This is a genomic window from Nocardia sp. NBC_01377 (genome assembly GCF_045040005.1).
In the GTDB taxonomy this organism is placed as follows: Bacteria; Actinomycetota; Actinomycetes; order Mycobacteriales; family Mycobacteriaceae; genus Nocardia; species Nocardia noduli.
On the sequence record NZ_CP109566.1, the window covers coordinates 6,462,021 to 6,475,236 of the forward strand.

General features: G+C 68.3%; 12 protein-coding genes. 6 read left to right on the forward strand and 6 right to left on the reverse strand.

Annotated elements, in window-relative coordinates; all coding sequences use genetic code 11:
- Window positions 1-377 precede the first annotated feature (377 nt).
- Window positions 378-671, forward strand: coding sequence for a chorismate mutase (locus tag OG225_RS29985; protein WP_040710071.1), 294 nt, complete (start codon window positions 378-380; stop codon window positions 669-671).
- 159 nt (window positions 672-830) lie between these two features.
- Here the strand turns inward: OG225_RS29985 and OG225_RS29990 are convergent, their stop codons facing one another.
- Complete coding sequence (locus OG225_RS29990) at window positions 831-2,285, reverse strand: NAD-dependent succinate-semialdehyde dehydrogenase (protein WP_405178286.1); 1,455 nt, start codon at window positions 2,283-2,285, stop codon at window positions 831-833.
- Window positions 2,286-2,439: 154 nt separating this feature from the next.
- Here OG225_RS29990 and pgi point away from each other — a divergent pair, with 154 nt between their 5' ends.
- Window positions 2,440-4,077, forward strand: a complete 1,638-nt coding sequence (gene pgi / locus OG225_RS29995) for a glucose-6-phosphate isomerase (protein WP_405178287.1) — start codon at window positions 2,440-2,442, stop codon at window positions 4,075-4,077.
- On the opposite strand, the gene OG225_RS30000 is transcribed toward pgi, so the two are convergent.
- Both OG225_RS30000 and OG225_RS30005 read right to left on the reverse strand, forming a co-directional pair.
- A complete protein-coding gene (locus OG225_RS30000) occupies window positions 4,049-4,636 on the reverse strand; it encodes a potassium channel family protein (protein ID WP_405178288.1) in 588 nt (195 codons plus the stop codon). The genes pgi and OG225_RS30000 overlap by 29 nt on opposite strands.
- Window positions 4,637-4,717: 81 nt before the next feature.
- Complete coding sequence (locus OG225_RS30005) at window positions 4,718-5,392, reverse strand: nucleoside/nucleotide kinase family protein (RefSeq protein ID WP_405178289.1); 675 nt, start codon at window positions 5,390-5,392, stop codon at window positions 4,718-4,720.
- Window positions 5,393-5,638: 246 nt separating this feature from the next.
- Here OG225_RS30005 and OG225_RS30010 point away from each other — a divergent pair, with 246 nt between their 5' ends.
- Window positions 5,639-6,010, forward strand: a complete 372-nt coding sequence (locus tag OG225_RS30010) for a helix-turn-helix domain-containing protein (protein WP_405178290.1) — start codon at window positions 5,639-5,641, stop codon at window positions 6,008-6,010.
- A gap of 186 nt (window positions 6,011-6,196) precedes the next feature.
- On the opposite strand, the gene OG225_RS30015 is transcribed toward OG225_RS30010, so the two are convergent.
- Together OG225_RS30015 and OG225_RS30020 are read right to left on the reverse strand one after the other, a co-directional pair.
- Complete coding sequence (locus OG225_RS30015) at window positions 6,197-7,819, reverse strand: acyl-CoA dehydrogenase family protein (RefSeq protein WP_405178291.1); 1,623 nt, start codon at window positions 7,817-7,819, stop codon at window positions 6,197-6,199.
- Between the two features lie 3 nt (window positions 7,820-7,822).
- Window positions 7,823-8,443, reverse strand: a complete 621-nt coding sequence (locus OG225_RS30020) for a TetR/AcrR family transcriptional regulator (protein ID WP_405178292.1) — start codon at window positions 8,441-8,443, stop codon at window positions 7,823-7,825.
- Window positions 8,444-8,584: 141 nt separating this feature from the next.
- Here OG225_RS30020 and OG225_RS30025 point away from each other — a divergent pair, with 141 nt between their 5' ends.
- Window positions 8,585-9,346 (forward strand): crotonase/enoyl-CoA hydratase family protein, encoded by a 762-nt coding sequence (locus OG225_RS30025; protein ID WP_405178293.1) that lies wholly within the window; start codon window positions 8,585-8,587, stop codon window positions 9,344-9,346.
- Window positions 9,347-9,351: 5 nt separating this feature from the next.
- A complete protein-coding gene (locus tag OG225_RS30030; protein ID WP_405178294.1) occupies window positions 9,352-10,989 on the forward strand; it encodes a hypothetical protein in 1,638 nt (545 codons plus the stop codon).
- 27 nt (window positions 10,990-11,016) lie between these two features.
- Here the strand turns inward: OG225_RS30030 and OG225_RS30035 are convergent, their stop codons facing one another.
- Window positions 11,017-11,700, reverse strand: coding sequence for a pyridoxamine 5'-phosphate oxidase family protein (locus OG225_RS30035; protein WP_405178295.1), 684 nt, complete (start codon window positions 11,698-11,700; stop codon window positions 11,017-11,019).
- Between the two features lie 79 nt (window positions 11,701-11,779).
- Between OG225_RS30035 and OG225_RS30040 the strand changes: the two genes are divergently transcribed.
- Window positions 11,780-13,189 carry a PLP-dependent aminotransferase family protein gene (locus OG225_RS30040; RefSeq protein WP_405178296.1) on the forward strand — a complete coding sequence of 470 codons (1,410 nt, stop codon included), beginning with the start codon at window positions 11,780-11,782 and terminating at the stop codon, window positions 13,187-13,189.
- Window positions 13,190-13,216 lie beyond the last annotated feature (27 nt).

The following is a 13,216-nucleotide window of genomic DNA, read 5'->3' on the forward strand; positions in this document are numbered from 1 at the left end:
CCATCCACGCTACCGGCGGTCACCGACAGAGATGAAGTCACCGACCGGCTTCGTGAGCGAACGGCCGAGGTGGCTAACATTCAGTGAACGACCGGTGACGACCACGCGGCAAATGAGCCGGTTTCTCTCAGGTTTTTCACAAAATCGAGCGTTTTGCATTAGTTCACACCCGTGGCACACTGGCCTGATGATGAGCGCTGTCGCGATGGGTCGGATTCGGTTATCGGCCGGATATCACCGATCGCGGCCGAGTAGCTGAGCGCACTTCCCTGGGGGAGGATGGAATCCCCCGCCAGGTCTGTTTCACGGTGAAAGAACCGGACGGTAACGAGCAGCCCTCGCCGTTCGATCCATGTTCTGACACGAGGAGATGAATGATGAGCACCCCTGCCCCGACGACCGGGTCCGATGCGGCGCTGCCGCAGACCGAAGCGGAGATCGACAAACTTCGCAAGGAGATCGATCAGCTCGACGCCGAGATCCTCGCGGCCGTCAAGCGGCGCACGGAGGTCTCACGGATCATCGGGCGTACCCGGATGGCGTCCGGCGGACCGCGGCTGGTGCACAGTCGCGAGATGAAGGTGCTGGAACGTTTCAGCGAGCTCGGCCAGGAAGGCCACACCCTCGCGATGCTGCTGCTGCGCCTCGGGCGCGGCCGTCTCGGTCACTGACCGTCCCGTCGCCGAGCGCGGCGCGAGAACCACGCGGTGATCGAGAGATCCCGCCTCCCCGAGGCCGTCCCGGGTGTTCATCCCCGGGGCGGTCGCGCTTTCCCCGGTCGGGATCTCCCCGGCCCGACACCCGACCGGACCGAGAAATCCCCGTCACGGTCAGCTCAGGGCGATGTATTTGGTCGAGAGGTATTCCTCGATGCCCTCGATCCCGCCCTCGCGGCCGAAACCGGACGCCTTGACCCCGCCGAACGGGGCCGCCGGATCGGAGATCACACCGCGGTTCACCCCGACCATGCCGGATTCCAGGCCCTCCGCGATCCGCAGCGCACGGTCCAGATCACGCGTGTAGACGTAGCTGACGAGGCCGAATTCGGTGTCGTTCGCGGCGGCGAGCCCCTGCTCCTCGGTCTCGAAGCCGACGATGGGAGCCACCGGACCGAACACTTCCTCGGTCAGGATCCGCGCGTGCGGCGGCACGTCGGTGAGGATCGTGGCCGGGTAGAACCAGCCGGGTCCGCCGGGCGCCTTGCCGCCCAGACGTACCTGGGCGCCCGCCGCGACCGCGTCGTCGACCAATTCGGCGACAGTATTGAGCTGGTCCTCGTTGATGAGCGGACCGAGTGTGGTGCCCGCTTCGGCGCCCGGTCCGATCGAGACCGAACTCGCCACGGCCTCGGCGAATTTGGTCGTGAACTCCTCCAGCACGCCGTTCTGCACGTGGAAGCGGTTCGCCGCGGTGCATGCCTCGCCGCCGTTGCGCAGTTTCGCCAGCATCGCGCCCTGGACCGCGGCGTCGACATCGGCGTCGTCGAAGACGACGAAGGGCGCGTTGCCGCCGAGTTCCATGGAGGTGCGCAGCAGGCCGTGCGCGGAGGCCTCGATGAGCTTCCTACCGACTTCCGTCGACCCGGTGAAGGTCAGTTTGCGCAGGCGCGGATCGGTGAGCAGCGGACCGGTGACGGCCCCCGAACGCGAGGTCGTGATCACCGAGAGCACACCGTCGGGCAGGCCCGCCTCACTGCACAGCTGCGCGAGCAGCAGCATGGTCAACGGGGTCTCCGAAGCGGGTTTGACGATCATCGTGCAGCCCGCGGCCAGCGCGGGACCGATCTTGCGGGTGCCCATGGCCAGCGGGAAGTTCCACGGGGTGATCGCCAGACACGGCCCGACCGGCTGCTTGTGCACGACGATGCGCCCGGTACCCGACGGCGCGTGCAGGTAGCGACCGTGCACCCGGACCGCCTCTTCGGCGAACCAGCGGAAGAATTCGGCGCCGTAGCGGACCTCGTTGCGGCTCTCCGGCAGCGCCTTGCCCATTTCGAGGGTCATCAGCAGCGCGAATTCCTCGGCGCGCGCGGTGATGCGATCGAAAACGGTGCGCAGGATCTCGCCGCGCTCGCGCGACGGGGTCGCGGCCCAGCCGGCCTGCACGGCGGCGGCCGCGTCGAGTGCGCGCACCGCGTCCTCGGGCGTGGCGTCGGCGACCCGTGTCAGCACCTCACCGGTGGCCGGATTGTGCACGGGAAAGGTGCCGCCGCCGGTTGCCTCGACGGGACCACCGATCCACAGGGAGGTCGGCACGGATTGGAGAAGTTCACTTTCGGACACCATGCCGTCAGCCTAGTTGGGTACGCCCGTGCCGAGTTCGTTTCCTCCCCGCTCGTGCCGGGAGACCGACGAGTCCGCTTCGTCGGCCCGGTGCCCGCGCCCGGATTCGGTGGTGTCGGTAGCGCGGCGCGGCGACGCTGCTTGTAGCCTCGGTGAGGTGAGCAGTGACATTACCGCGTCGGCAGCATGGCGGAAGCTGCGCGACCATTTCGGCGGTATCTCCGAACTACATCTGCGGGATATCTTCGACGTGGATCCGGCACGGGGACGCGAGCTGACGGTCCGGGTCGGTGATCTGTACATCGACATCAGCAAGCACCGCGTCACGCGGGAAACCCTGCACCTGCTGGTCGATTTGGCGCGCGAGGCCGGGGTTCCCGACCACCGTGACGCGATGTTCGCCGGCGCGCACATCAACACCTCGGAGGATCGCGCGGTCGGACACGTCGCGCTGCGACTGCCCGAAGGCGAGTCGATGGAGATCGACGGCGCGGACGCGGGCGCCCAGGTGCACGAGGTGCTGGCGCGGATGGGCGAATTCACCGACCGGCTGCGCTCGGGCCGGTGGCGCGGAGCCACCGGGGAACGTATCGCCACCGTTGTCAATATCGGTATCGGCGGGTCCGATCTCGGACCGGTCATGGTGCATCAGGCGTTGCGGCACTACGCCGACGCCGGTATCGGCGCGCGTTTCGTGTCCAACGTCGACCCGACCGATCTGGTCGCGAAACTCGACGGACTCGACCCGGCGACCACGCTGTTCATCGTCGCCTCCAAGACCTTCTCGACGCTGGAGACCCTGACCAACGCGACCGCCGCGCGCCGCTGGCTGGTCGCCGCGCTCGGCGAGGACGCCGTCGCGAAACATTTCGTCGCGGTCTCCACCCATGCCGGACGCGTCGCCGAATTCGGCATCGACACCGCCAATATGTTCGGTTTCTGGGACTGGGTCGGCGGGCGCTACTCGGTGGATTCGGCCATCGGACTGTCGGTGATGGCCACCATCGGCAAGGAACGTTTCGGTGAGTTCCTCGCCGGAATGCACGCCGTGGACACCCACTTCGTGAACGAACCGCTGGAATCGAACGCGCCGGTCCTGCTCGGCATGCTCGGGGTCTGGTACTCGAACTTCTTCGGCGCGGAATCCAGGGCGGTACTGCCCTATTCGAACGATCTGGCGCGCTTCCCCGCCTATCTCCAGCAGCTCACCATGGAATCCAACGGCAAATCGGTGCGCGCCGACGGCACCCCGGTCAGCACCTCGACCGGTGAGATCTTCTGGGGCGAACCGGGAACCAACGGCCAGCACGCCTTCTACCAGCTGCTGCACCAGGGCACCCGACTGATTCCGGCCGATTTCCTCGGATTCGCCCAGCCCACCGACGATCTGCCCACGATCGACGGCACCGGCAGCATGCACGACATCCTGATGAGCAATCTGTTCGCTCAGACCAAGGTGCTCGCCTTCGGCAAGACCGCGGACGAGATCGCCGCCGAGGGAACCGATCCCGAGGTCGTGCCGCACAAGGTGATGCCGGGCAACCGTCCGTCGACCACGATCCTCGCCCCGCGGCTCACCCCGTCGGTGGTCGGCCAGCTCATCGCGCTCTACGAACACCAGGTCTTCGTCGAGGGCACCATCTGGGGCGTCGACAGTTTCGACCAGTGGGGCGTCGAACTCGGCAAACAGCAGGCCCTGGAATTGGCGCCGCTGCTCACCTCCGCCGAAGATCCGGCCCCGCAGGGCGATTCCTCCACCGACGAACTCATTCGCTGGTATCGCGGGAACCGCTGATCTTCCCCGGCGGCTCACCGGTGGGAGCCACCTGCGCCGCGGCCCGCTCCAAGCGGCGACTGAGGCCGCTGCTGGTGATGGCGAGCAGGGTGCCGATCACGACCAGATCGAAGACGATCTGGATCATGGTGGCGATGCGCGCGGCCTGACCGGTGGCGTGGATATCGCCGAAGCCGACGGTCCCCAGCGTGACGATGGTGTAGTAGAGGGCGTCGGTGCGCGTGACGATGCCGTCGAACTGTCCCGGATACTGCACGGCCAGCCGGTAGTAGTACAGCGCGAAGAACATCGCGACGACGCAGAGCAACAGCAGGATCCCGTCGACCCGGCCCCCGGTCGCCGCGGGTTCCTCCAGGTATCGGCGCACATGCCGCCAGGTCACCCAGATCAGTCCGCCGACGCCCGCGACGAAAGCGGCGAGACCGATCACCTTGCTCGGCCAGTTCTCCCCCACATCCCATTCCAGAGGAACGCTGTAGAAGATCAGCACGGCGAACACCGCGCTGAGAACTTTGCGCAGCGGGCTTCCGCGACCTCGGGTCGGACGGGGCACCTTCATCCATCCATGATCTGTCGACCGGCCCACGAGACCGGACCGCACGCGCCGGTGAATATCGGGCAACACCGATTCCGGTCCGCCTCAGCGCACCGAGCAGTACCCGCCCCGCCTTTCGCGCAGCACGAGGTCGGCCCGCGATCTCGTGCGCGCGATCAGATCGGCGTTGCGCAGATCGCTGTCGCGGACCTTGGCGCGCGCGGCGTCGCCGGTCCGCCCGCCCCGCAGATGCCTGCGCAACAGCCGACGTTCCAGCACCTCGCGGTCCGCGTCCAAGTACCACCGCTCGTCGAGTAGATCGCGCACCCCCGACCACGCGCCGTCGCACAGCAGATAATTACCCTCGGTGATGACGACGCGCTGCCGGGTGAACACGACACCCGCCGGAGTCGGTTCCTCGATCCGCCGGTCGAACGTCGGCCACGGCACCGGTTCCCCGATTCGCGTGTGGCGCAATCTCCCCAGATTCTCGACATATCCCGCGACGTCGAAAGTGTCGGGTTCGCCCTTGCGCGCCAGATCCCCCCGCGTACACAGTTCCGTGTTGGACAGGTGATACCCGTTCATCGGCGCGATCTCCGCGATCCGCCCACCGTGCGCCGACCCGAACGCCTCACGCAGAGCGTCCGCCAACGTCGATTTCCCGGCCCCCGGCGGCCCCGCGATCCCGATGACATACCGGTTGTCGCGACCGGATGCCCCCTCGAGCACCCGCCGCACCACCCGATCCAGCGGCACCACGCGTTCGTCTCCGCTCACCTGTCGACCCTACCGGCGGGGAGCGCCCGATAGTCGAGCGGCGAACCGGTACTTCGTCCTGGACGGGCACCCTCGAACGAGAACGGCCGAGTCGTTCAGCGAGGACACTTCGACGGACCCCACCCGGGGCCGAATCGATGTCCGATATCGGCCGGGGCGTCTGGGAAATTCGCATCGCCGAAAACGACAGCTGGTACCGCGTGACCGCATTCCATGCCACGCGCCTACCCAGCGGGGGTAAACCCAATGGGCACAGAGCGCACACCAGAACTCCGAACGACAGAATTCGCCTCCGTCTTCGACGCGATCGCAGACACACCGGCCGAAGCCGAGAACCTGAAAGTCAGGTCGCGGCTCATGGTCGCCATCAGTGAGCGCATCGATGAATTCGGTTGGTCCCAGCGCGTCGCCGCAGGCAATCTCGGTGTCACGCAACCCCGGATCAGCGATCTGAAGAACGGCAAACTCAGCCGCTTCTCCATCGACGTACTCGTCAACCTCGCAACACAAGTCGGCCTGACAGTGCAGGTCAAAGTCGTGAAAACAGAACTCGCCGATGATCCGACGCCGGCATCGTCCGCAGATGCGGATGGCGCAGCATCGTGCGTGCGTCGCTAGCCCGGCTTCGGAACGCAACCTTCACGCGGGTGCCTCGGAAATCTCCCATGTCCGAGGCACCTGACAGCTCGGCGGTGGCGAAACACTCTGTGCCGTCGTAGACAACGTAATCATTCGGCCGCCGACCCACCCGGCGCGGTATGGGCCTCTCGGTGGAACTGAATGAATGCGACGCCGATGGTCGGATCAGGCGACGAAGGCGCGTTCGATGATGGCGGCGGTGTCGACGCCGGTGGGCAGGGTGCCGAAGGCGATGCCCCAGTCGTCGCCGAGGCGGGTCGCGCAGAAGGCGTCGGCGACGGCGGGGTGGCCGTGGCGAACCAGTTGCGCGCCTTGGAGAACCAGTGCCATCAGTTCGACGATGCGGCGGGCGCGGTATTCGATGTCACTGAAATCGGACAGCTCCTTGCCGATCTCGGCGATGGCGTCGTCCAGGCGGGGGTCGGCGCCCTTGGCGAGGGTCACCTCGTCGAAGAACGCTTGCACCGTCTCCGGTTGACGTCCCATGGCGCGCAGCGCGTCCAGGGCCGCGACGTTGCCCGATCCTTCCCAGATCGACATGAGCGGCGCTTCCCGGTACAGCCGTGGCACACCGGATTCCTCGGCATAACCGTTGCCGCCGAAGCATTCCAGCGCCTCCGCCGCGTGCGAGGGCGCGCGTTTGCAGACCCAATACTTGGTGACGGCCAACGCGATCCGGCGCAGCGCCGCTTCGGCGGGGTCGGTGCCCGCGCGGTCGGTGGCACCGGCCAGGCGCATCATGACGGTGGTCGCGGCGTCGGATTCGATCACCAGGTCGGCCAGCACATTGCGCATGGCGGGCTGGTCGATCAGCTTGGCGCCGAACGCTTCCCGGTGCCTGGCGTGATGCACGGCGAACACCGCGCCCGCGCGCATTCCGGTCGCCGACCCGATCACACAGTCGAGCCTTGTCATGTTCACCATCTCGATGATGGTCTTCACGCCCGCGCCCTCGGCGCCGACCAGCCAGCCGGTCGCGTTCTCGTATTCGATCTCCGACGACGCGTTCGACTTGTTGCCGAGTTTGTCCTTGAGCCGCTGAATGCGGATGGGATTGCGGGTGCAGTCGGGCAGCACCCTCGGCAACAGGAAGCACGACAGTCCGCCGGGAGCCTGCGCGAGGGTGAGGAACATATCCGACATGGGCGCGGAGGTGAACCACTTGTGCCCGACCAGGCGATAGGCCCCGTCGGGCAGCGGGGTGGCGACGGTGGTGTTGGCCCGCACGTCGGAGCCGCCCTGTTTCTCGGTCATCGACATACCCGCGATCAGGCCCGCCTTGCCGGAGGGTTCGCGCAGTCCGAAGTCGTAGACGCGGCTGCCGAGCAGCGGCTCGTAGGCGGCGGCGAGCTGCGGATTGTGCCGCAGTGCTGGCACGACGGCATAGGTCATCGAGATCGGGCACATGTGGCCCGCGTCCGCGACGCCCCAGGTGAAGAATTTCGCGGCGCGGGCGGTGTGGGCGCCCGCTCGCTCGTCCAGCCATGGCGAGCCGTGCAGTCCGTGAGTGACGGCGACATTCATCAGCTCGTGCCAGTACGGATGGAATTCGACCTCGTCGACGCGGTTGCCGTAGCGGTCGTGGGTATGCAGCACCGGCGGGTACTCGTTGGCCAGCCGACCCCATTCCTGGGCCTCGAAACCACCTGCGAGAGCGCCGAGTTCGCGCACCTCGGCTTCGGCCCAGCCCGCGCCCTCGCGGTGCAGACCCTCGATCAGGGCAGGATTGCGCGAGACGTCGAACGGGACGATATCCGGAACCTGGTTGAAGACTTCGTGCGTCGACATCGGTCACTCCTGTTTCTGCGGTGCCGCGTCCTCGCGTACACCGAGTGCTCGCACCGCGAAGGAAACGAGTTCGGGGACAACGGTTTCGCCGTGCGGTGCGGCGACGAGCGGACCGACGAGCACTTCGCCGATCGCCCCGACCAGGGCCGCGGCGCTGGTCCGTGGATCCTGGGCGGACAGTTCACCGCGCGCCACCCCTTCGGCCACGGCCGATTCGAAGGCCTCGGCGAAGGCGTGACGGAAACGCAGCCGCTCGGTGTCGACGGCCGGGTCGACCGGTTCGGCGAGCAGCACGTAGGCGAGTTTCGGATTCTTCAGCGCGCGGCCCGCGAAGGTCTCCACGGCCGCGGTGACCCGCTCGACCGCACTACCCGACGCCGCCGCGGCGGAGACCGCGGCCACCTCGCGCGCGACCACGGTGCGGAAGACGGCGGTGACGAGTGCGGCTTTGCCGTCGTAGTGCTTGTAGACGGTGCCCGTCGCCACCCCGGCCTCGGCCGCGACCGAGGCCATGGACAGGCCGGCGAATCCCGACCGCGACAGCACACGGGTCGCCGCCTGCACGATCAGCGCGCCCTGAGCGTCCAATCGGGCCTGCACCGCGGGGGTTCTCCGGTAGACCATGCAAGAAGTGAATCATGAATTCACTTCTTCACACAAGGGGCAGGAGGTCGTAAGGTCGAGGCCGTGGCCTGCGCGGTCACCTTCGGAATCCCGGTCGGCACCCGCCGACAGCTATCGGCCCAGCGGCAGCGAGGAGCGGACATGTCCGTGCGAGTCGAACGATCCGGCGCGGTCACCACGGTGATCCTGTATCGCCCCGAGGCGCGCAACGCCGTCGACGGGCCGACGGCCGCCGCGTTGGCCGAAGCGTTCCGCGCGTTCGACGCCGACCCCGAAGCGGCGGTGGCGGTGCTGTGGGGCCAGGGCGGCACCTTCTGCGCGGGAGCCGACCTGAAAGCACTCGGCACCGAACGCTCGAACCAGGTGACCGAAGACGGGGACGGGCCGATGGGCCCCACCCGGATGACCCTGTCGAAACCGGTCGTCGCGGCCGTCTCCGGATACGCCGTGGCGGGCGGACTGGAACTCGCGCTGTGGTGTGACCTGCGGGTCACCGAACAGGACAGCACCTTCGGCGTCTTCTGCCGCCGCTGGGGAGTGCCGCTCATCGACGGCGGCACCGTCCGGTTGCCCCGCGTCATCGGCCACGGCCGCGCCATGGATCTGATCCTCACCGGCCGGGCGGTCGGCGCGCCGGAGGCTTTGCAGATGGGATTGGTGAATCGCGTGGTGCCGAACGGGGATTCACGCCGCGCCGCCGAGGAACTCGCCGCCCAGCTCGCCACTCTGCCCCAGACCTGTCTGCGTTCGGACCGCATGTCGCTGCTGGAACAGGACGGTATGGGCGAATCGGCGGCCATGAGAAACGAACTGCGCCACGGCATCACCGCGCTGACCGACGGTGCGCTGGAGGGAGCCCAGCGTTTCGCGGCGGGCGCGGGCCGTCACGGCGCACAGCACTGAACCCGATGAGCCGCGACAGGAGATCCGCCGCACAACACCCCGACCGGTTGACGGTGGTCGACGAGATCTTCCTGCGGACCCATCGCGGTCTCGGCACCCCCATCGCCCTCCAGGGACTCTGGCGCACCGCCGACCACGTCGACCGCGCGTTGCTGGCGGCGGTGCATTCGGCACTGCGGTCGGGTCCGCTGGGCCGCAGGGTGATTCGACCGGCGGTGCCGGGTGCGCGCAGGCGTTGGCAGCCGACCGTCCGCGCCCACGCCTTCGCCTACGACGAACGCCCCATACCGGTCTCGGCGCTGTTCGACTGGGCCGATGACCTGGGATACGACCTCGATCCGGAATTCGGCCCCGGCTGGCGGCTCGCGGCGACCCGGCTCGACGACGGCGGTTCGCTGGTCTCCCTGACCTGCTCGCACGCCCTCGCCGACGGGCGCGCCCTCGTCATCGCCGCCGATCGGGCGATCGGCGGCGCCATGCGAGCCGGGGCGGTGCCGATGGTTGGCGAGCGGGGAGAACAACCGGACAAGCACACGGATCCGTTGGGGGAACGAGAATCCGATCCGGTCCGGGCGGGCCGGCCGTATCCGGACCGGGCAGCGTGTCGCTGTTCGGCCTGCGTCATCGTGGTCGCGGCGCCCTCATCGAGCATTTCGTCACGGCCGGATTCGGACTGGTCCGACGCGATACGGCAGTGGCAGATCGTGCTGGGCGGCACAGCGCGCGCCCTGGGCGGTGGCATCGCCCGGTCGACGACTGCCGCGCCGCACCGAATGCGGACCAGGTGGACAACGACGGAAACCGCCGCACCCCCCTCCGAACCGCCCGTGTCGCCTACCCAGACAGCGGCAACTCCGCGCCTGGAACCGGCAGCGCCGACCATACCGAAAACCACTGGTATCCAACCGAACACAACCACAACCGAGTCACAGCAACGGTCCGGGTTCCGCGCCGCGAAGACGACGGTAGAACTTCTCCCCGAACATGATCCGGGGCGAGCCGCCTTCACATGCGGCACGGTCGTGCAATGCCCGGCAACCGAATGGGATGCCGCCGCCCGATCCCGTGGCGGCACCGCGAACAGCCTGTTCATCTGGCTGGTCGCGAACATCCTGTGGGCGAGCGGTTTTCCCGAGGACACGATCGAGGCCGGTCTCCCTGTCGACACCAGAGACGAACCCCGCGTCGACAACGACCTCGCCATGACCCAGATCGCCGTCACCCGCGACGACGATCCGGCGAGTATCCGCGAAATGTCCCGTTCCGCCTACGAATACCGCATGACCGCCCCCTCGGGCATGCCGGAGGAGATTCTCCAGGTGATCCCGGACCGACTGGCCCACAGGCTCGCCGCTGGTGCGGGCGAACGCGACATCCTGTGCTCCAATATCGGCCCGCTACCCGATTCCCTGCTGACACTGGGCCCGCACCGCTGCATCGGCGTCGCGGCGCGGGCCATCCACCCCGGACTGACCACGAATCACCTACCGCGCACCAAACTCTCGGGCTACCTGTGCGCCATCGGCGGCGATGTCGTCCTGTCCCTGGTCGGCCTCGACCCCGTGCGCATCCCCTCGGCGGCGGTCCTGCGCGAACTGGTGGAAAAGGTGGGTGGCCCGCTGCTGTCGGTCACCACATGGTGAGGTCCCGAACCGCGCTCCGCGCGATGTCTAGATCGCGGCCGAACTCAGCGCGGCGCGCTCGAGTACCTCGGGGGGCACCTCCACGCCCACCTCCAGATCATCCGATGAGATGGGCGCGTCCCAGACCCGGCGGGTCGGTAGGACGCCCGCCCACACGCCGCCGGCCACCACGTCGGCCTCGTCGTCCTTGGGACCGCCGGTGCGCATCTTCACCGAGGCTTCGGTGAGGTCGAGGGCGAGGACGACGGTGGCGGCCAATTCCTTCTTGTTCGGCCATCGGACCCGGTCCCACGCACCCGGGGCGGAGTGTTCGACCATCACCTTCAGGGCGTGCAGGCGCTGGTCGGGATCGGTGACCTCGGCGGCGCGGCCGTGCATCACGGCCGAGCGGTAGTTCATCGAGAAGTGCATGGCGGAGCGGGCGTAGACGATGCCGTCGACCAGGGTGACCGCGACCGAGATATCGGCCGCGAGCGCGGCGCGCATGTTGCCCGCGCCGGTGGATCCGTGCAGGTAGAGCGTGTCGCCGTCGCGACCGTAGGCGGTGGGGATGACCACGGGGGATCCGCCGAGCAGGACTCCGAGGTGGCAGACCAGGCCCGCGTCGAGGACGGCGTCCAGATCGGCCCGATCGGTGCGGACGCGTTCCTTCGCCCGTTTCGGCGTCGACCTCGGTGTGGGTGACAGGGGGGTGCGGTTCGTCGTGCTCATGATCTCAGCTTGCGTTGCCGAGTGGCATTATCGAATAGCCAATCCGAGTAAATCTCAACAGTCCAATTGCGGAGGCCCGATGCTCGACGACCTTCCACTCACTGTCGACCGCACGGCGGACGAACCACTGTCGGTGCAGGTGGCGGATGGTCTGCGGAGCGCGGCGACCACGGGGGTACTGCGCTCGCAGGACCGGTTGCCGTCCTCGCGGGCGCTTGCCCAGCGCCTCGGAGTCAGTCGCACGGTGATCGCCGCGGCCTACGACCGGTTGCACGCCGAGGGCTGGATCACGGGCAGGACCGGTTCGGGGACCTACCTGACGACGGCACCGGCGACGCCCCCCGCCCGCGCGGTATCGGGCATCGCCACCGACCGGAATCCGGACCTGCTCGACCTCTTCCCCGGCGCACCGTGTGTCGAAGCCATCAACCGGGCCGCGTGGCGACGGGCCTGGCGCACCGCGGCGGACGCCGACCCCGCCGTGCGCAAGGATCGCGCGGGCGAACCGGAGTTCCGCGCCGCGGTCGCCGAACACCTCCTGCGTCACCGCGGACTCGGCGCGGCCAGCGACACCGATGTCATCGCCACCGCCGGAACCAGTTCCGCCGTAGGCGAACTCGCCGCCGCGCTACTGCGCCCAGGCGATACGGTCGCGATCGAGAATCCCGGCTATCAGCGGGCCGTCGGCGCGTTCCGCGCGGCGGGCATACGGGCGCTTCCGGTACCGGTCGACTCGGGAGGGCTTCGGGTCGACCTGCTGCCGCGGCACATCGCGGCGGTGTATTGCACACCGGCGCACCAGTTTCCGATCGGGGCGCGCATGCCCGCGGCGCGACGCGTGCAACTCGTCGAATTCGCCAGGGCTGCCGATATCTTCGTCATCGAGGACGACTACGACGGCGAACTGCGTTACGACACGGCACCGCTGCCGCTGCTGGCCGCCATGGCTCCCGATGTCGTGGTCCATCTGGGCACCACGAGCAAGATCCTGTCCCCCGCGCTCGGTGTCGGCTGGCTGGTCGCGGCGCCGCAGATCACCGAAGCTGTTCTCGCGCATCGGGATCGAACCGGCACCGGCCCCAGCCCGGCGGGACAGCGGGTACTCGCCGAATTGGCCCGGCACGGCGACCTGGCCCGGCATCTGCGTCGCCTGCGCCGCCTGCTGCCGCCGCGCCGTGAACTGCTGGTGTCGGCGTTGCGCGGACGCGGGCTCGACGTGGTCGGCGACGACGCGGGATCGCACCTGGTGGTGCCACTGCCCTCGGCCGAGGCCGAGGCGCGCGCCGCCGCCGCGGGCCGCGCCGTCGGCCTCGATCTGGACGGATTGGCCCGCCACCACCTGCGGGAGCCCACCGCACCTCCCACGGCGCCGCCGACAGAACCGCACACCTTCGGGATCGCGCTCGGCTACACCGCGTTGGACTGGTCGGACCTGTCCATCGCGGCCCCGCGCGCCGCCGCATGTCTGGCCGGACTCGATCTCCGATAGCCGAGCGAATCCGCTACACGGCATCAC